Genomic DNA, 18,904 nt, shown 5'->3' on the forward strand with positions numbered 1-18,904 from the left:
GCAACGTAGTCGGCGGATCTCCGTCTCCGGCGGGGCGATGGCATGACCGGATCCCCTCCGCCGGGCTCCCCCCGCCCGGCCGGCTCGCCCCACGACACCCGCGGTAACGGTCTGCGGTCACCCGACTACGACGAAGCAGAGCTGGAAGACCAGCTGGTGACCAGCCCGGGGCACGGGGCGGTCGCCGTCTTCCAGGCGCCACAGCCGCCCCGCCGGCCGGGCCCACTCCCCGCCGCCACCCGGAGCGAGCCGCCAGCCGCCGTCCCGGCCCCGGGCGAACCGCCCCGGGAGCATCCCGACATCGACTCCCCCTTCCTCGACCTCTTCGCCGCGGCACCGGCGCGCTCCACCCCCGGCGTCCGGCCCACCCCGGCCTCCGTCCCCGCCAACCCGGCGGGCCCCGGCAACGGTCGGCTCCCGGACGAAACGCAGACGCCGACCGGGCTACCGGCCTGGGAGCCCGACGCCCCGCCCGCGCTGCCGTCCGACGCCCGCCCCGCGCTCCGGTCCGACGCCCGCCCCGCGCTGCCGTCCCAGGTCTCCCGCCCGCCGGCGGGGGACGCACGGCCACGGCAGTCGGAGACGGTCGCGCCCGCGCCCGCCCCAGCGCGGCAGTCCGAGAGCGCGGCGCCCGCGCTCGCCCCGGCACGGCGGGCCGGTGACCGGGAGACGGCCGGGCGGCGACCCGATGAGGACGTCCGACCCCCCGAACCGGAACGACCCGCCGACCTCGCGCCGCTGCCCGCCGTACCCGATCCGGAGACCGCGCCGGGGACGCAGCCGGCCTCCACGGCACGACCCGACCGCACCGCGCTGCCCCGGCGGCCGGCGCGACGGACCGAGCCACCCAATCTCCCCGCCGTGCGCGAACCCGACGAGATCGCGACCCGGCCGGCCGAGCGTCCCCGGCAGCAACGCCCGGCCCGAGCCCCCAAGCCGATCCAGGTGCGCGCGCCGAAGGTCCGGTTCGGCGACCGCGACCCCTCGATCGAGCTCGCGATCACCGAGATCGCGGGACACCTCACCTTCACCCCCAACACGGTGACCGCGTGGTACTGGCTACCCGAGGTCCGCTGGGCGTTCCGCCCCGACGCCGAGCGGGAGGCGCTGCTCGCCGCCATCTCCGAGCAGTACGCCGGCCTCGCCGGATTCCGGGTGCACCTGCGCCGCACCACCCGCCCGTTCCCGGCCGACGAGTGGGCGCGCACCATCGACGCCCACACCGCCCGGCCGCTCCCCCCGGTGCCCGGCGCGACCTCCTGGTCCGACCATCTCGTCGCCGCCCAACGGCACCTGCTCTCCGTCAACCACGCCGAGGGACAGACCTACCTCGGCGTGACGTTCGCACGCCGGTCGCTCGGCGACACGCTCACCGAGCGCGTGCTGCGCGCGTTCGGCCGCGGCGTCGCCGACAGCGAGCGGCGCAAGCTGGGCCGGACGGTGGAGCAGTTCGACGAGGTGCTCGGGGCGTTCGGCATGCGCGGGCGCCGGGTCACGGCGCAGGAGCTGGAGTGGCTGCTCTACCGCTCCGTCGCGCTGTGCATGTCGCCGCCCGGCGCGCTCTCCCCCGTCACCGACGGACAGTGGGACCAGGGCGACCTGCTGGCCCTGACCGAGCAGATCGAGCGCTACCGGACCCCGTACGGGTCGACGGTGAAGCTGGTCAACCGGATGACCGGCGAGGAACGGCACGTCGCCGTGCTCGCGGTCGGCCGGATGGAACCGCTCGAGATCCCCGAACGGCACGAGCCGTGGCTGCACTTCCACGAGCGGCTCCCCTGGCCCATGGAACTCTCCTCACGGATCGACCTGCTCGGCCCGGGCGACTCCTTCCGCAACCTCGAGCACCGACTGCGGATGATCCGCTCCCAGCAGCTCGACTACGCCGAACACGGCATCGACGCCCCACCCGAGCTCGAGCGGCTGGCCAAGCGGGCGCTGGTCATCGGCGACGAGATGACCACCGGACTGCCGGTCGAATCCGCCCGGGCACACGGGTGGCACCGCATCGCGGTCGGCGGACGCACCCGGGAGGAGTGCCTCGAACGGGCGCGACGGCTCATCCAGCTCTACTCCCGCGAGCTGCGCATCTCGCTGCAACACCCCAAGAACCAGGACTGGCTGGCCCGCGAGTTCATCCCCGGCGAGCCCATCGCCAACACCGGCTACATCCGTCGGATGCCGGTCAAGCTGCTCGCCGCCGCGCTTCCGCAGGCGGCCTCGACGGTCGGCGACCGCCGCGGTGACCTGATCGGGCGGACCGCCGGCACCTGCCGGCGTCCCGTCTTCCTCGACCTGCACTTCCCGATGGAGGTCCGCGAGCGCTCCGGGCTGGCCGTCTTCGTCGCCGAGCCCGGCGGTGGAAAGTCCACGCTGCTCGGCGCGCTCGGCTACCTGGCCGCCCGACGCGGCGTCCAGGTCACCCTGCTGGATCCCTCCGGCCCGCTCGCCCGGCTCTGCGCGATGCCGGAGCTGCGGCCGTACTCGCGGGTGCTCAACCTGACCGGCTCCGAGCAGGGGACGCTGGCGCCGTACTCGCTGATCCCGACGCCCGTGCGCACCGAGTTCCCGGCGGGCGCGGCCGGCGACCGGGAGTTCCAGATCGCCGTCTCCAACGCCCGCGCCGAGCGACGGATGCTCGTCCAGGACATCTGCATGATGCTCCTGCCGCCCCAGGTCGCCCGGGAGTCCGCGACCGCGACGCTGCTGCGGCACGCCGTCCGGCAGGTACCCGCCGAGGAGACGTCCACCCTGGACGACGTGGTGGCCTGCCTGTCCGGGTTGGACGACGACGAGGGGCGGGAACTGGCGAACCTGCTCCTCGACACCGCCGAGATGCCGCTCGCGCTGCTCTTCTTCGGCCGCCAGCCGGAAGGGCTGCTCGGCGCGGACGCGGCGCTCACCGTCATCACCATGGCCGGGCTGCGGCTGCCGGACCTGAAGATCGAACGGGAGTACTGGTCCGCCGAGGAAGCGCTCGCGCTGCCCATGCTGCACACCGCGCACCGGCTCGCCGTGCGCCGCTGCTACGGCGGGTCGATGTCCTCGCGCAAGCTGGTCGCCCTCGACGAGGCGCACTTCATGGAGGGCTGGCGCTCCGGGCGCTCGTTCCTCGTCCGGCTCGCCCGCGACTCCCGGAAGTGGAACCTCGCCGCCCTGGTCGCGTCCCAGAACCCACGCGACATTCTCGGACTCGACGTGCAGAACCTCGTCTCCACGGTGTTCGTGGGACGCATCGCCGAGGACGAGGAGATCGCCTCGGAGGCGCTGCGACTGTTGCGCGTGCCCGTCAACGACGGCTACGAGGCGACGCTGGCGTCACTGTCCAGCGTGGACGCGTCGTCCGCGTCCCGGCTGGGATTCCGGGAGTTCGTGATGCGCGACGTCGACGGGCGGGTCCAGAAGGTGCGCGTCGACGTGTCGTACGTGGAAGGGCTGCTCGAACACCTCGACACCACCCCGACCGTCGCCGCGCCGACCGCCTCGAACCTCCCCGTCAACCTTCCGGACCTGGAGTCGTGACATGGCGAGAGCGCCGCGGGCCGTCGCCCCCCGAATGGCCGCCCTGATTCTCGCCGTTCTCGTGGCCGCGCTGGCGACCGTCGGCTGGCCGGCGCTGGCCGGGCCGGCGTCGGCCGCGCCGGTGCCGACGCAGGCGCCCGGCGACCTGTGCTCCACCGAGCAGTGGCAGACGGACTTCCGCGCCTGCGTGGCGAAACTGAAGCAGGTCGCGGCCGACGAGGCGAAGTGCAAGGACGCTCCCACCCCGAGCACCCCCGATTCGGGTTTGGCAGGCTGGTTCGCGAGCCGGCCAACGACCGATCCGAGGGGTGCTGGAGCTGGCTACTACAGCATCTACGGATACGCCGGATACAGCTACTCGACCTATGACCTGGAGGACGGCTGCGCCTCCACCCTCACCAGTCCCGAATACAAGTTCACGACGACGGTGGCGAACGGCGAATTCATGATCGCCACCGCGGTGATCGGCGCGTCCAACGCCGTGCGGGAGCGCGCCTGGATGCCGCAGTCGATGTGGGGTTGGGCCGACCCGCTGGTCGAGCAGGCGACGAAGGCCGTGTACCAGAAGGTCTTCAGCGTCTTCGGCATCGTCACGCTCGGCGTGGTGGGGCTCTATCTGATCTGGCGCTCACGCCAGTCCGACATGAGCAACGCGATGACGACCGCCGGCTGGGCGCTCCTGGTGATGGTCGCGGTCACCGCGCTGGCCGCCTGGCCGGTGAAGTCGGCGAACATCGCGGACGGGGCGCTGGTGAGCACGCTCGGCGTCGTCCACGACGCGGTGGGACCGCGGCCGGTTCAGCCTGCGCCGGGACGGTGTATCGACCCCGACCCGAACAGGTGCAAAGATCTGCGCCCTCCAGCCGTGCGGGCGAGTGACACCGCGACCGAGAGCATGCTGTACCGCAACTGGTTGCGCGGTGTGCTGGGTTCGGCCGACAGCGAGACCGCGAAGAAGTATGGCCGAGCGCTCTACGACGCCAAGTCGCTCTCCTGGGACGAGGCGCAGAAGCTGCGCCAGAATCCGGGCACGCGGGAGGCGACGATCAAGGCCAAGCAGGGGCAGTGGGGGACGGTCGCGGCCCAGATCAAGGAAGAGGATCCGGAGGCGTACGAGTACCTCCAGGGCACGCGCGACATGGAGCGGATCGGTGCCGGCTTCATCGCGGTGCTGGCCGCGGTGCTCTTCGCGATGTTCGACCTCACCGCGTCGCTGCTGGTCCTGCTGGGCTTCCTCATCTTCCGCTGGGCGGTCATCGCCGCGCCGATCCTCGGGACGATCGGCCTGATGCGTCCCGCGAGCGCCGGCATCCGGCGGCTGGCCAACGCGGTGGTGGCGGCGCTGTTCAACATCGCCATCTTCGGCACCGGCGCCGCCATCTACCTCTTCGCCGTCGATCTGGTGATGAACACCCCGACGCTGCCCGGGTGGCTGCAGGTGGTGCTCGTCTGGCTCTGTGGGGTCGTCGGGTGGCTGCTGCTCCGCCCCTACCGCCGGATCACCCAGCTCGGCGGCAAGGACAGCACCGCCGCGGTCAGCTCCGCCGGGTCGTGGCACCGACGGTTCTTCCGGGACATGCGCGAGGCGGCGAAGCTCAACGTGGCGGAGCCGGGCGGCCCCTCGGAACCGCAGGTCGGCAGGCGGCGACAGGTCGTGGTCGAGCAGACGAACCTGCGGCCGGAGGCGCGGCTGGAGGATCCGGCGCACACGGCCGCCACCCGCCCGGACGGACGGGAACGCGCCGACGAAGCGCCGACACCGGCGGACCGCCCGTCGGCGCCGGTGCGCACCGGCGCTTCCCGGTCGCGGCGGGTGCCCCAGTGGACCGAGCCGGACGTGCCGGCCGATTCGCCGTCGTACGCCATCTACCGCCCCGACACCGGCGAGACCAGCGTCAGCCCGCCGCCCCGGATCCGCACCGAGGCCAGGTGACGCGATGCGCGGCGCCGTCGGGTTTCTCGTCAAAGGGATCCTCCGATCCCGGGTCGGGATCGCGCTCGCCCTCGCGGTGATCGTGCTCGGGGTGGTCGGGCTGGCCCGCGTTCTCGCCGGCCCGAACGAGTCGTCCGGTCTGTTGACCGGGACGCCGAACGACCCCCTGGTGACGGTCACCCCGACCACCGGGGACGACGGCCTGGTCTCGGTGCCACCACCGCCGTCACCGACGGCCCGACCGGGCACGCCGCCGCCCGAGACCGTGGCGCGATCGTTCGCGGCGGCCTGGGTCGACCACCGCGACGTCCCCGCGGCGCGGTGGCGCGACCGGCTGCGACCGCTGTCGACGGCGGAACTGGCCGGCAAGCTCGCGGAGGTGGATCCGGTATCGGTCCCGGCGGACGAGGTGAGCGGGGAGCCCGCCCTGACGCCACTCGCCGCCGGCCTGGTGGAGGTGGCGATCGACCTCGACTCGGGAACGCTGCGGCTCCGTCTGATCGGGCCCGACGGGCGGTGGCTGGTGGACGGCGTGGACTGGGAGCGCGGATGACCGTGGACGGGATGCCGGGTGAGGCTGGGCGTCGACCCCGGCCGGCCCGCCGGCTGGCACTCGCGGTGGCGCTCACGGCCGCATTCGCCCTGCTCTGCTGCACCGGGGGTGCCGCCGGCATGTTCTTCGACGCCGCCGACCAGGGGGAGATCTTCGCGCTCAGCGCGTCCGACTGCGGCGAGGGCGGACCGGTCGATGTCAACGGGCCCATGCCGTCCGTCGCGTCCTACAGCAGTTCCCAGTTGCGCAACGCCGCGGTCATCATCCGGGTCGGGGCGGACCTGAAGGTGCCGCCGCGGGGGTGGGTCATCGCGGTCGCGACGGCGATGCAGGAATCCACGTTGAACAACCTGCCGCACCTCGGCACCGAGAACGACCACGATTCGGTGGGGCTGTTCCAGCAACGGCCGAGCCAGGGGTGGGGTCGGCCGGCTCAGCTGCGGGACCCGGCGTACTCCGCGCGCAAGTTCTACCAGAAGCTGCTCACGGTGAAGGGGTGGCAGACAATGCCGCTGACCGAGGCCGCTCAGCGTGTGCAGGTCAGCGCTTACCCGGACGCCTACGCGAAGCACGAGCCGGTCGCCACGGAGATCGTCAACCTGCTGGCGAGCGGCGCGGCCCGCTCCGTGCGCGCCGGAGAGGAGCTGCGGTGCGCCGGCGCCGGTGAGGTCGCCGCCTCGGGTTGGACCCACCCGGTCCCCGGCTCTGTCGGCTCGGGATTCCGCACCGGCGGTCGCCCCGACCACCACGGCGTGGACATCGCCGCGCCGAAGGGGACGGTGATCCGGGCGGCCGCCGCCGGCCGGGTGCTCGTGTCGCAGTGCGATCCCGACCAGTACGGCAGGCTGAGCTGTAACGTCGATGGTTCGCCCGCGAAGCAGGGGTGCGGCTGGTTCGTCGACATCCTGCACGCGGGAAACGTGGTGACGCGATACTGCCACATGGTCGAGAAGCCGCTGGTCAACGAGGGCGACAGGGTGGCGGCCGGCCAGCAGATCGGTAAGGTCGGATCGAGTGGTAACTCCTCCGGGCCGCACCTGCATTTCGAGGTGCACCGCCGCGGTGACCGCAGCGCCGCCGGCGCGGTCGACCCCGTGCCGTTCATGCGGCAGCGGGGTGCGGCGTTCGGAAAAGCAACCTGAACAGGAAGACCGATGAGCCGCGAGCCGTTGCCGGATCCGTTCGCCGGGCAGCCGCAGTGGGCCCCCCGGCCGCCGCGCCCGGTCGCGCCCGCGCCGGCCGGCAGCGCCGCTGAGCTGCGCGGTCGCCGGGTCATCGCCGGGCTTCCGGGGCACGGTTGGCGCGCCGATCTGCGGGCCGACGAGAAGGTGGTGCAGGGCAGCCGCAGCTACGTCCCCGTCATTCCCGAACACGAGTGGTACCGGGCGGAGGCCGAGCAGATCGAGGTGTTCGCGCCGCTGGTGCCGGCGGAGCGGATCTGGGTGGAACAACTGGGCTCGGCGAACCCCACACCGCCGCACCGCGGCGACGTGGTGTCCCGGCTGGTGTCCCTCGACGCCCCACCGCTGCGGGTTCCGGTGCCCGTCGTGGACGCCGATTCGGTGACGGGGCGGCGCGTCGTGCAGGTGGTGGAGGGGGCGGAGCGGCGCGACCTGCGGGCCGTCACGGAGGTACACACCAGCGCCGACGGCGACATCTGCGTCCGGGTCGCCGCCGAACTCGATTGGTACCGGTGGGCCTGGTCCGGCCAGCCGCCCAAAACGCTCGAGATCCCCGTGCACGAGCTATGGGTGGAGTAAAAGTCATTCCCTGCGCTGCGCGCCGCAGACCCGCCAGCCGTTCTGATCAACCGCCCTGAAGGTCCAGACGTCCACAACGCTCTGGCCCGCGCCATCGATCGTGCCCGAGCGGCGAACCGTCGTAGTCACCTCAGCCTCACCGCCGGTCCCGCTCTGGACGGTCAGCTGGCCCCACGAAAAAGTGATCGACGTGTTCAGGCGCGCCTCTTGGCGTATCACGTCTTCGCGGAACGCTTTTATGTCTTCCAGCGCCGGCTCATCACACGCGTACAGTGCAGCGTTCGTGTCGTTGCGCTCGACGAGCAGAGCGCGGAGGTAGTTGTCGACGACGACGTCCGGGGCGCTGCGGTCCGGGGCGGTGGCGTTGTCGTACAGGGCGTAGGAGATCCCGACCCCGCCCATGCAGAGCAGCAGGACCATGCCGCCCACGATCGCCAGCGTGAGGCGCAACCGCCGGCCGGGCGGCATCGGAGCACCGACCGGCATCGGTATCGCGGGCGGCGGTCCGGGGGTGTGCTCGGAGCGCATGGGGGGCTGCGCCATGTCCACAAATCGAGCCTATCGGCCGGTCGGGGCGCGGCCAACACCCCGCCAGACTTCAATGGGTGATTATTTGATGACTATCAGTAACGGCAGCTCAGATGCTGCTATACGCGCTGGGCGGACAACCGCTGCGCGTCCCCGACGAAGTCGGCGCGCTGGGATACCGTCTCTGTCGCAGGGGCGCCGGCCGAGGGGAAGGCGGACAGTGTGGCCAGCTTGACGACGCGCAGGAGCCACGCTGCCGCGCTGCACCGTCAGGCCGCGGCCGTCATCGCCGCCGCCCGCCCGGTGCTCGACCGGGCCGGCCCGCCGGCTGCCGGCCTCCCCCGGCAGCGTGACCTGGCCGGGCGGCTGCGGGCTGCCGCCGCCACCCTCACGCCGGGCTGGCTCGGTGCGCAGCTCGACGCGGCGCCGCCCGAGACACCGCTGGGCGCGTCGTTCCCGGCACGGTTCGTTCGGATCGGCACCGCGCAGCCGCTCGACGACGCGCGCTTTCCGGCGCTGGTGCCGCTGCTCGGGGTCGGGCACCTGGCCCTGGACGCCGATGCCGGCGACTCCCGGGTGGCGGGGCTGCTCCGCGCGCTGCTGCTGCGGTTGCTCGCGGCCGCACCGGTGGGGTCCCTGCTGGTACGGGCGGTCGATGGCGCCGGCTCGGGTGTCGTCTTCGCGCCGTTCGCGCCGCTGGCGGACGCCGGCGTGCTACCGCCCCCGGTCACCGACGTCGGCGGCCTGCGTGCTGTGCTCGCCGAGGCCGAACAGTGGACGGGGCGGGTCGCGAACGCGCGGCGGGACGACCATTCCCGGACGCTGCTGTTGGTGATCGCGTCGCTGCCGGCGCAGACCGACGGCGCCGACCTCGCCCGGATCGAGGCACTCGCGCAGCAGGGCCCGGAGCGCGGGCTCCACCTCGCCGTGGCCGGCTGGCCGCCCCGGCCGGCGGACGGGTCGCCGCGTCCGCCACTGCCGCGCAGCACCACGGTCGCGGTGCGCGAGTCGTACGCGCTGGTCGGAGATCCGCCCGGCGGCTTCTTCAGCGCGCCGGCCCCGGAGCCCACCGCGACCGGGCTCAACGCCCCGGTCCTGCTCGACGCGGACCCGCCGGGAGAGCTCGTGCGGCGGGTGTGCGATGGGCTGCGCGCGGCCCTTTCGGCCGAGCCGCGGCTGCGGTTGACGGATCTGCTGCCGGCCGAGGCGGACGAGCTGTGGTCGGAGGAGTCCGCGGACGGATTGTCCACCCCCGTCGGCCACGACTCGGACACCAGCGTGACGCTTCAGTTCAACGATCTGACGCCACACTGGATGGTCGGCGGCCGCTCCGGAGCCGGGGTCAGCGCCTTCCTCATCAACGTCCTGTACGGACTGTCGGCCCGATATGCGCCGGCAGAGCTGACGGTCTATCTCCTCGACTTCAGTGGGGGCGGAGCGTTCGCGGAGTTCGTGCCGAGCGACCGGGACCGCAGCTGGCTGCCGCAGGCACTGGCGGTCGGCGTCGAATGCGACCGGGAGTACGGTGTCGCCGTGCTGCGCGAGCTCGACGCCGAGCTGACCCGCCGGTCGGTGACGTGCAAGAAGGCGGGGGTGAGCCGCTTCGCCGAGCTCCGCGAGGAGCACCGGCTGCCCCGCATGCTGTGCGTGATCGACGAGTTCCCGGCGTTGCTCGACGGCCGCGACGCGCTCGCCGACGAGGCGGTCTCGTTGCTGGAGTCGCTGGCGCGCAGGGGACGCTCGTACGGCATCCATCTGCTGCTCGCCAGCCGGCGGCTGCGCGACGTGCCGGCGCTGCACGGCGGGCGTGAATCGATGTTCGGGCACATCCCCGTCCGGGTCGCGCTGCCCGGTGGCGGGGATGTGCTCGAACCGGCCAACGATGCGGCGGCGGGGCTACCGGTCGGCACGGCGGTGGTCAACACCGCGGGCGGTCTCGGCGGTCCGCGCGGGGCGACCCGCGGCCACGAACGGACCGTGCGTTTCCCCGACCCGGACGCCGACCGCGCCGCGCTGACCGCGCTGCGACACCGGGTGTGGTCGGCCCGGTCACCCGAGGCCTCGCCACCGCGCGTCTTCGCGGGGTACGCCCAGCAGTTCCTCAACGACGACCCGACGTACCGGGCCGCGCTGGCCGGGCGCAGCACCCGGCCGGCCGCGCTGATCGGGCGGACGATCGACGTGCCGCTCTCCACCGCCACGTTCCCGCTCGACACCTCACCCGGGCGGCACCTCGCGATCCTCGGCCCGAGTCCGATCGGCGCCGACGTCCTGGAGGCGGCGGCGCGCAGCGTCGCGGCCCACCATGCGCCGCGGACGACCCGGTTCGTGATCGCCTCGCTGGTGGCCGCCGGCGACGAGCCGGCGGCGGCGCTGGCCGCGGAGTTGACGCAGCGGCAGGAGGTGGAGACCGTCGACGTGGGCGGCCTGCTCGCGGCACTCGGCGGCACCGAGCCGGGCTACCTCGTGGTCTTCGGGATGGACGCGGCCGGTCCGGGACGGCTGCCGCCGGACACGCTGCGCAGCCTGTTGCGGGACGGTCCGGGGCGGGGATTGCACCTGCTCTCGTGGTGGCGGGGGGTGCGGCGGTTCGCCGAGGAGCTCGACGGCGACGCCCGCGAGGAGGTCGCGGGGATGGTGTTCCTCAACGTGCCCGGCGCGGACGTGTCGCTGCTGCTCGGAGCGGCGGTCGACTGGACGCCGCGACCGAACCGCGCCCTGCTGCACGACCGGCACGCCGACCGCACCACGGTGATCGTCCCGTTCGTCCGTCCGGAGCGGGCGTCGTGACCGCGGGGCAGGAGCTCGACGCGGCCTGGCGCGACTACCTGGAGGCGGCGCAGCAGCTCGGAGCGGCGCAGCAGAGCGCGGCGGCGCAGCAGGACACGGCGGCGCAGCAGGGCGCGGCGGACGTCCCGGGCGAGCCGGCACAGGGGGCTCGGGAAGAGCTGGTCCGGGTCGACGCACGGCTGGCGCCGCAGCGGTCCCGGCTACGCGAGGCGGGCGTACCGGAGCCGATGCTGACGCCGACGCCCTCGGAGATCGCCGCCGCCGCGCAGACCATGACGGCCGGCCCGCCGGCGGTGCTCGCGGCGCTGCGGCAGGCGCGGATCACCGCCGACGCCGCGGACGCGGTGCTGATCGGCACCGCGCCGCTGCCGCCGCGGGAGGTTCCGCCGTGGCGGCGCAACCTGCTGGTGTACGGCCCGTTCGCGCTGGTCGTGCTCGTCGTCCAGCTCGGGCTCGTGATCGCCGCGGGCGGTCGGGCGCAGGCCGGCGCGCTGCTGTGCGGGCTGGCGATGCCGGTGGCCGCGTTCGCGTTGGGTTGGCTCACCGTCGGGTTGGTGTTCCGATCCGCCCCCGCCGGGCGGGTGGACCGGACCGCGTTGCTCGGCGCGGCCGTCTGTGCCGCGCCACTGCTGGTCACGGCGGCCGCGTTGGCCTCCCGCACGACGTAGCGCGGACGGCCTGCAACCGCGGGCCGTGGTCAGGAGTGGATGATCAGCGTCATCGCTTCGGCGCGCGACTTCGCGTCGCGCTGGAAGAGGCCACGCACCGCGGACGTAATCGTCTTCGACCCGGCCTTCTGGATGCCGCGCATCGCCATGCACATGTGCTCGCACTCCAGCACGGCGATCACGCCGCGGGGGTCGAGCCGCTCCATGAGCAGGTCGGCGATCTGCGAGGTGAGCCGCTCCTGCACCTGCGGTCGCCGGGCGTAGACCTCGACGAGCCTCGCGAGCTTGGAGAGGCCGGTGATCCGGCCGTGGGTGCCGGGGATGTAGCCGATGTGCGCGACGCCCCGGAACGGCAGGAGGTGGTGCTCGCAGAGGGACATCACCTCGATGTCCCGGACGAGCACCAACTCCTCGTGGTTGGCCTCGAAGGTCGTGGTGAGCACCTGGGCGGGGTCGACCCGCAGCCCGGCGAAGAGCTCGGCGTACGCCCGGGCGACCCGGGCCGGCGTCTTGCGGAGCCCGTCCCGGTCGGGGTCTTCGCCGACGGCGATCAGGATCTCCCGTACGGCGTTCTCGATCCGGCCCAGGTCGACGGCGTTCTCGACCGGGGTGCCGGTCAGTTTGCCGTCGATCAGCCGGGCGGCGAGGTAGTCCAGCGCGTCGTCACCGGGTTCGGTGGACGACGCGCTGGACTCGAGTTCCCCGTTCAGCGCGGGCCGTCCGAGTTGGTCGAGCTGCCCCCGACGGTGGCCTCGGCACCGTCGGCCGCGGCCTGCACCGTGAGGCTCTCCTTCTCGGCCGGCGTGAGCACCGGCGGCTCGGTCGAGGGCTGGCGCTTGCCGAAGCCGTTGTACGGCGCCATCGGCGGGCGCTTCACCACCCGCGCGCAGATCCGTGCCATGTCGGCCTGGGAGATGGTCTCCTTCTCCATCAGCTCCAGGACGATGCTGTCGAGCACGTCCCGGTACTCGACCAGGATCTCCCACGCCTCGTCGTGGGCGAGCTCGATCAGGGCCCGCACCTCGGCGTCGATCTCGGCCGCGACCGCGTCCGAGTAGTCGCGCTCGTGGCCCATCGTCCGGCCCAGGAACGGCTCGTCGCCGCTCGTGCCGTACTTGACCGCACCGAGCTTGGAGCTCATGCCGTACTGCGTGATCATCGCGCGGGCCAGCGCGCTGGCCTTCTCGATGTCGTTGCCGGCACCCGTGGTCGGCTCGTGGAACACGAGCTCCTCGGCCGCCCGACCACCCAGCGCGTACGCCAGGGTGTCGATCATCTCCGCCCGGGTCTGGGTGTACTTGTCCTCGGTCGGCAGCACCAGGGTGTGACCCAGGGACCGGCCGCGGGACAGGATCGTCACCTTGTGCACCGGAGCGGAGTGCGGCAGCGCCCAGGCGACCAGCGCGTGGCCGCCCTCGTGGTAGGCCGTGATCTTCTTCTCGTGGTCGCTCATCACCCGGGTACGCCGCTGCGGACCCGCGATAACCCGGTCGATCGACTCTTCCAGGTAGTCGTTGGAGATCGCCCGCTTGTCGTGCCGGGCGGTGAGCAGCGCCGACTCGTTGATCACGTTGGCCAGGTCGGCACCGGTGAAGCCGGGGGTCCGCCGGGCCACGGAGTCGAGGTCGACGTCCGGGGCGAACGGCTTGCCCTTGGCGTGCACCCGCAGGATGGCCTTGCGGCCCTCCATGTCGGGGGTGTCGACCGCGATCTGGCGGTCGAAGCGGCCCGGACGCAGCAGCGCCGGGTCGAGGATGTCGGGCCGGTTGGTGGCGGCGATCAGGATCACGCCGCCCTTGGTGTCGAAGCCGTCCATCTCGACGAGCAGCTGGTTGAGCGTCTGCTCGCGCTCGTCGTGACCGCCGCCCATGCCGGCGCCGCGGTGGCGGCCGACCGCGTCGATCTCGTCGACGAAGACGATCGCCGGCGCGTTCGACTTGGCCTGCTCGAACAGGTCACGGACCCGGCTCGCGCCGACGCCGACGAACATCTCCACGAAGTCGGAACCGGAGATGGAGTAGAACGGCACCCCGGCCTCGCCGGCGACGGCGCGGGCCAGCAGCGTCTTACCCGTTCCGGGCGGGCCGAAGAGCAGCACGCCCTTGGGGATCTTGGCGCCGAGCGCCTGGTACTTCGCCGGGTTCTGCAGGAAGTCCTTGATCTCCTGCAGCTCCTCGACCGCCTCTTCCGAGCCGGCCACGTCGGCGAACGTGGTCTTCGGGGTGTCCTTGGTGATGACCTTCGCCTTGGACTTGCCGAAGTTGAGCACGCGAGAGCCGCCACCCTGCATCTGCGACATGAACAGCAGCAGGAGGATGACGAGAACCGCGATCGGCAGCAGGTTGACCAGCAGCGTGAGGAACACGCTGTCGGAGGAGACCTCCGTGTTGGCGTCACCGCTGATCTTGCCCGCGGCCTTCGCCTCGAGCACCTTGTTCCAGACCTGGTCCCCGACCTGGTAGGGATACTGAGCCTCGATCCGCGTCGCCTCGGTCTCGCCGAACTTCTTCGGGTTGTTGAGGTCGATGCGGAGCGTCTGCTCCTTGTCCTGGACGACCACCTTTTTGATGTCGCCCTGGTTCAGCTGGTCGAGCGCCACCGAGGTATCGACCTTGTGGTAGCTCGGGCCGCTGGTGAAGAACGAACTGAGCGCAATCGCACCGATGATCACCAGGATGATCCAGACCACCGGGCGGCGGAAGAAACGCGTACGTTCCATACTGTTGTCGAGCGCGGCTGCGCCCGGACCCTCCTGATCGCCGTTCTGACCGTCTGGTTGGCTGTGGCTGTCGGGCCACCGGTCGCAGCCGCCGTGTCGGCCGACCGCGACCCCGGGCGCTGACACACCGCGCCACGGTCATTCGACGGTACACCGTGGGCGCGAGGTGTGCGGTTGCGAGCCCTTTTGCGCACTCGCCCTGACGACGCCTCGGTTCGTGCGGCGAGGCATCGGCCGATCCGACGATCGGCCCGCAAGCTGGACAAACGGGACGAGCAGCAAGATCAGGGAAGCTTTACCGCACTACCGGTTACGGTAGCCCGGTTTCCTGAAAGTCGGCTGTACGTCGCCGGTGAAGGTCGGGCGGCCCCCCGGACGGGTCACACCCGCGAGTACACCTCCGGCTTCAGCACCCCCACGTACGGCATCTCACGGTAGCGCTCCCCGAAGTCCAGGCCGTACCCGACGACGAACTCGCTCGGGATGTCGAAGCCGACGTACTTCACCTCGACCGGCACCTTGACGGCGTCGGGCTTGCGGAACAGCGCGACCACCTCGACGCTCGCGGCCGCCCGCGACTCCAGGTACTTCATCAGCCAGTTGAGCGTCAGCCCGGAGTCGACGATGTCCTCGACCACGATCACGTGCCGCCCGGCGATGTCCCGGTCCAGGTCCTTGAGGATGCGCACCACGCCAGAGGAGGTCGTGCCCTGCCCGTACGAGGAGACGGCCATGAACTCCAGCTCGGCCCACGGGCCGTTGCGGCCGAGGGCCCGGGCGAAGTCGGCCATGAACATGACCGCGCCCTTGAGCACGCAGACGAGCAGGAGGCCGTCGTCCACGTGGGCGTAGTCGGCGGAGACCTGCTTGGCGAGTTCCGCGGTCTTCTCGCGGATCTGCGCCTCGGAAATGATCACGTGGTCGATGTCGGCGTCGTACCAGGAGCCCTCAGCCATGACCTAAGCCTGCCGTACGCCGCTGGCGGGCTGTCGCCGGGGCGGCCACTTCGTGGGGTGGACCGCTCCGGCGAAGCACCGGGTCAGGGCCCGGACGGCGACGGGCGAGGCCCCGTGGCGCACGGACGTCAGCGGAAGCCGCCGCAGGTGGGCTTCCAGTCGGCGGAGTCGCGGGAGTCGACCGTCAGGCCGGCCGCGGCGGCGACCACCAGAACGAGCAGAAACAGCAGAAGTACGAGGAGTTCCATGGCGGCGGAGCCTTTCGTGAGGGTCTGTGGTCTTCGCCGCCGGTGCGCACCGGACGTCGAGTTCAGCTTCCCGCCTCACCCGACCGGGGGACAGTGGCAGTAATGCCATTGAACGTAGATTTCCTGCCACATAACCCGTACCGTGGGGTCATGCTGCGCAACGTCGCCGTGATCGTGATGGACGGGGTCGCCCCCTTCGAGCTGGGCGTTCTGTGCGAGGTCTTCGGCACCGACCGCACGGACGACGGCTTTCCGGGGTACCGGTTCACCGTGTGCAGCCCGACGAACGGTCCCGTCCGCACCGGCTCCGGGCTACAGCTCTTACCGCAGTCCGGCCTGGCGCCCGTCGACGAGGCAGACCTGGTCGCCGTGCCGGCGCACAAACAGGGGGGCGAATTCCCGGAGCCGGTCCTCGCGGCGCTGCGCCGCGCCCACGCGCGCGGCGCATACGTCCTGTCGGTCTGCTCCGGCGCGTTCGTGCTCGGCGCGGCCGGGCTGCTCGACGGCCGGGAATGCACGACCCACTGGCGCTACGCGGACGAGCTGGCCCGCCGCCACCCGAAGGCGCGGGTCCAGTGCAACTCGCTGTACGTGCAGGACGGCACGGTGCTGACCAGCGCCGGCACCGCCGCCGGCATCGACGCCTGCCTGCACCTGGTCCGGCAGGAGCACGGGTCGGCGGTCGCGGTGAAGCTGGCGCGGCGGATGGTGGTGCCACCGCACCGGGACGGTGGGCAGGCGCAGTACGTGGAGGCGCCCATCGCGCGCACCCCGGACGCGCCGACCCTGGAACCCGTGCTGGAGTGGCTCGTCGCCAACCTGGACCGGAGCGTCACCGTCGACGATCTCGCCGCCCGCGCGCACATGGCGCCCCGCACGTTCGCGCGGCGGTTCCGCGCCGAGACCGGCACGACCCCGCACGATTGGCTCACCAACCAGCGCGTGCTGCTCGCCCGCCGTCTGTTGGAGGAGACGGAGCTCGGCGTGGAGGCGGTGGCCACGCGCTCCGGCTTCGGCGACGCGGCCACCCTGCGGCACCACTTCGGCCGCCGCGTCGGAGCCAGCCCACACGCGTACCGGACGACCTTCCGGGCCCGCGTCTGACGCCGCGGCCGCGCGTCATGGCGAGCGGGTGAGCCGCCCGTCCCGGCGCGCCACAAGGATCCCGGCCGGCAGGTGCACCGCCCCCTGGCCGTGCCAGTCGGTGATCAGCGCGTCGAGCGCCGCCACGTGCCGGGAGGAGAACGCCGCGGCCGGCGCGCCGAGTTCCCCGGCCCAGGCGTGCAGCACCCGGGTACGAACCGCGGGCAACAGCGCGGCGAGCGCCTCCACCCGCAGCCCGCCGGCGGGCGCGCGCGCCGCGTCCAACGCCGCCCGCGCCAGCGAGTCCAGCGCGGCGGTGTCCGCGGCAACCAGCCGGGCGGTGCGGGCAAGGTTGTCGACGACGTCCGGACCGAGCGCCTCGACGAGCGCGGGCAGGCCGGTCGACCGGACCCGAGCCCGCGCGTACGACGGGTCCGCGTTGTGCGGGTCCTCCCAGGGCGTGAGACCGATCGCGGCACAGGCCTGGCGCGTCTCGTCCCGGGAGACATCGAGCAGCGGGCGCAGCAGGCGTACCCCGTCCAGTTCCCGGAGCGAGGGCATCCCGGCCAGGCCGCGGGGACCGCCGCCGCGGGCGAGCGCCAGCAGCACCGTCTCGGCCTGGTCGTCGCGGGTGTGCCCGAGCAGCACCGCGGCCGCCTCATGGCGGCGCGCCGCCGCCAGCAGCGCCTCGTAACGCGCCGCGCGGGCCGCCGCCTCCGGGCCGCCCGCCCGGCCGGCCACGACCACCGTGGCGACCTCGGCCGGCGTCAACCCGAGCTTCGCCGCCCACTCGACCACCTCGGTCGCGCGTTCCGCCGAGCCCGCCTGCAGGCCATGGTCGACGGTCACCAACCCGGCGCGCAGGCCCAGCCGGGGCGCCACGAACGCGGTGGCGGCGGCCAGAGCGAGCGAGTCGGCGCCACCGGAGCAGGCCACCAGAACCGGACCGGCGGGGCGTGGTAACCGCGCCAGGGCCCGCCGGACGGCGAGCCGGACCGCGGCGACCGGCGGCGGGAGCGGGGCCACAGCGGTCGCTCAGACGCTCGGCGCGCCGCCGGGCACGGGACCGTGAACGCGCGCCACCCAGGCGTCCGGGTCGCCCAGCTCGTCCAGGCGCGGCAGGGTCAGCGGCGAACTGAAGATCTTGTTGAAACCGTCCATCCCGACCCGCTCGACCACGCCGTGCACGAACTTGCGCCCCTCGGCGTACTGGCGCATCTTCACGTCGATGCCGAGCAGCTTGCGGATCGCCTTCTCCAGCGGGTTGCCGGCCTCCCGCCGCCGGTTGAACCGCGCGCGGATCTGCTCGACGGTCGGGATCACCGCCGGCCCGACGCCGTCCATCACGAACTCGGCGTGCCCCTCGAGGAGCGTCATCAGCGCGGTCAGCCGGTCGAGGACCGCCCGCTGCGCCGGGGTCTGCACGATGTCGAGGACGCTCGCCCGGCTGTCCGGATCACGCACCGCGTCCGCCAGGGCGGCGACGCCGCGGCGCAGCCGGTCCAGCAGGTGCTCACCGCCGGCCTGCGACGCGTCGACGAACGCCTGCACCTCGCCGAGAAAATGGCCGCGCATCCAAGGCACCGCGGTGAACTGGGTGCGGTGGGTGACCTCGTGCAGGCACACCCAGAGTCGGAAGTCGCGCGGATCGGCCTGCAGTTTGCGCTCCACCTCGACGATGTTCGGCGCGACGAGCAGCAGTTGGCCGGGCTCGGCGGAGAAGACCTCGTACTGGCCGAGCACGCGGCCGGAGAGGTACGCGAGCACGGTGCCGGCCTGCACCCCGGTCAGGCGCGACCCGATCGCCTCGGTCAGCGCCCCCGGCTGCTTGTCCCCGGAGAGCCGCGCGACCAGTGGAGTGATGACCTCCCGCAGGCCCGCGATGTTGACCGCGGCCCAGTCGCGCCGGTCGACGACGCGCACCGGCGGGTGCGCCACCTGCGAGCGCAGGCCCGTGTAGGCGCTCACGTGGCCCGCGGCCTCGTCGGTCAGCCGCCGCAGGTCGGTCACGACCTCGGTGGCCTCGTCGTACGAGACCTTCGGACCCGACTTGCCGAGCGCGCCGGCGGTGGCAGCGGCCAGATCCCAGTCCACGAACTGCGCCATGCGTCCACCGTACCCGCGGCACAACACCGCGACGCCGG

14 protein-coding genes are annotated in these 18,904 nt (G+C 72.7%); 8 read left to right on the forward strand and 6 right to left on the reverse strand.

From position 1 onward, the window contains the following. Window positions 1–42 precede the first annotated feature (42 nt). The 5 genes from BLW47_RS03670 to BLW47_RS03690 are packed head-to-tail and all read left to right on the forward strand — an operon-like array spanning window position 43 to window position 7,768. A complete protein-coding gene (locus tag BLW47_RS03670; protein WP_091551318.1) occupies window positions 43–3,522 on the forward strand; it encodes an ATP-binding protein in 3,480 nt (1,159 codons plus the stop codon). A gap of 1 nt (window position 3,523) precedes the next feature. Beyond that, window positions 3,524–5,455 (forward strand): hypothetical protein, encoded by a 1,932-nt coding sequence (locus BLW47_RS03675; RefSeq protein WP_091551321.1) that lies wholly within the window; start codon window positions 3,524–3,526, stop codon window positions 5,453–5,455. A 4-nt stretch (window positions 5,456–5,459) separates the two neighbouring features. Continuing rightward, window positions 5,460–6,008: a hypothetical protein gene (locus BLW47_RS03680; protein WP_091551324.1), complete on the forward strand. Its 549-nt coding sequence runs from the start codon at window positions 5,460–5,462 to the stop codon at window positions 6,006–6,008. A gap of 11 nt (window positions 6,009–6,019) precedes the next feature. Beyond that, on the forward strand, window positions 6,020–7,150 hold the full coding sequence (locus BLW47_RS03685) for a M23 family metallopeptidase (RefSeq protein WP_091552501.1): 1,131 nt from the start codon (window positions 6,020–6,022) through the stop codon (window positions 7,148–7,150). Window positions 7,151–7,162: 12 nt separating this feature from the next. After that, window positions 7,163–7,768: a hypothetical protein gene (locus tag BLW47_RS03690; RefSeq protein ID WP_091551327.1), complete on the forward strand. Its 606-nt coding sequence runs from the start codon at window positions 7,163–7,165 to the stop codon at window positions 7,766–7,768. Between the two features lie 3 nt (window positions 7,769–7,771). Here BLW47_RS03690 and BLW47_RS03695 read toward each other — a convergent pair whose 3' ends face one another. Beyond that, window positions 7,772–8,317 (reverse strand): hypothetical protein, encoded by a 546-nt coding sequence (locus BLW47_RS03695; RefSeq protein WP_091551329.1) that lies wholly within the window; start codon window positions 8,315–8,317, stop codon window positions 7,772–7,774. 201 nt (window positions 8,318–8,518) lie between these two features. On the opposite strand from BLW47_RS03695, the gene BLW47_RS03700 reads away from it, so the two are divergent. Both BLW47_RS03700 and BLW47_RS03705 read left to right on the forward strand, forming a co-directional pair. Then, window positions 8,519–11,086, forward strand: a complete 2,568-nt coding sequence (locus BLW47_RS03700; RefSeq protein ID WP_425435316.1) for an FtsK/SpoIIIE domain-containing protein — start codon at window positions 8,519–8,521, stop codon at window positions 11,084–11,086. Continuing rightward, window positions 11,083–11,754, forward strand: coding sequence for a hypothetical protein (locus BLW47_RS03705; protein ID WP_091551332.1), 672 nt, complete (start codon window positions 11,083–11,085; stop codon window positions 11,752–11,754). The genes BLW47_RS03700 and BLW47_RS03705 overlap by 4 nt, the downstream gene beginning before the upstream one ends. Before the next feature lie 29 nt (window positions 11,755–11,783). Here the strand turns inward: BLW47_RS03705 and folE are convergent, their stop codons facing one another. The 3 genes from folE to hpt all read right to left on the reverse strand — a co-directional run bounded on the left by folE (window position 11,784) and on the right by hpt (window position 15,429). Then, entirely contained in the window at window positions 11,784–12,410 is a 627-nt protein-coding gene (gene folE, locus BLW47_RS03710) for a GTP cyclohydrolase I FolE (RefSeq protein ID WP_245736425.1), read from the reverse strand. Between the two features lie 50 nt (window positions 12,411–12,460). After that, a complete protein-coding gene (gene ftsH / locus BLW47_RS03715) occupies window positions 12,461–14,473 on the reverse strand; it encodes an ATP-dependent zinc metalloprotease FtsH (protein WP_091551335.1) in 2,013 nt (670 codons plus the stop codon). Between the two features lie 380 nt (window positions 14,474–14,853). Next, window positions 14,854–15,429, reverse strand: a complete 576-nt coding sequence (hpt, locus tag BLW47_RS03720) for a hypoxanthine phosphoribosyltransferase (RefSeq protein ID WP_091551338.1) — start codon at window positions 15,427–15,429, stop codon at window positions 14,854–14,856. A 398-nt stretch (window positions 15,430–15,827) separates the two neighbouring features. Between hpt and BLW47_RS03725 the strand changes: the two genes are divergently transcribed. Next, the gene (locus tag BLW47_RS03725) at window positions 15,828–16,781 is read left to right on the forward strand and encodes a GlxA family transcriptional regulator (protein ID WP_091551341.1); all 954 of its coding nucleotides are present in this window, start codon (window positions 15,828–15,830) and stop codon (window positions 16,779–16,781) included. 15 nt (window positions 16,782–16,796) lie between these two features. Here BLW47_RS03725 and tilS read toward each other — a convergent pair whose 3' ends face one another. Further along, entirely contained in the window at window positions 16,797–17,786 is a 990-nt protein-coding gene (gene tilS, locus BLW47_RS03730) for a tRNA lysidine(34) synthetase TilS (protein WP_091551343.1), read from the reverse strand. Between the two features lie 9 nt (window positions 17,787–17,795). Further along, window positions 17,796–18,866, reverse strand: coding sequence for a zinc-dependent metalloprotease (locus BLW47_RS03735; protein ID WP_091551346.1), 1,071 nt, complete (start codon window positions 18,864–18,866; stop codon window positions 17,796–17,798). Between the last annotated feature and the right edge of the window lie 38 nt (window positions 18,867–18,904).

It is taken from the genome of Micromonospora pattaloongensis, from assembly GCF_900107255.1.
Classification (GTDB): Bacteria; Actinomycetota; Actinomycetes; order Mycobacteriales; family Micromonosporaceae; genus Micromonospora_I; species Micromonospora_I pattaloongensis.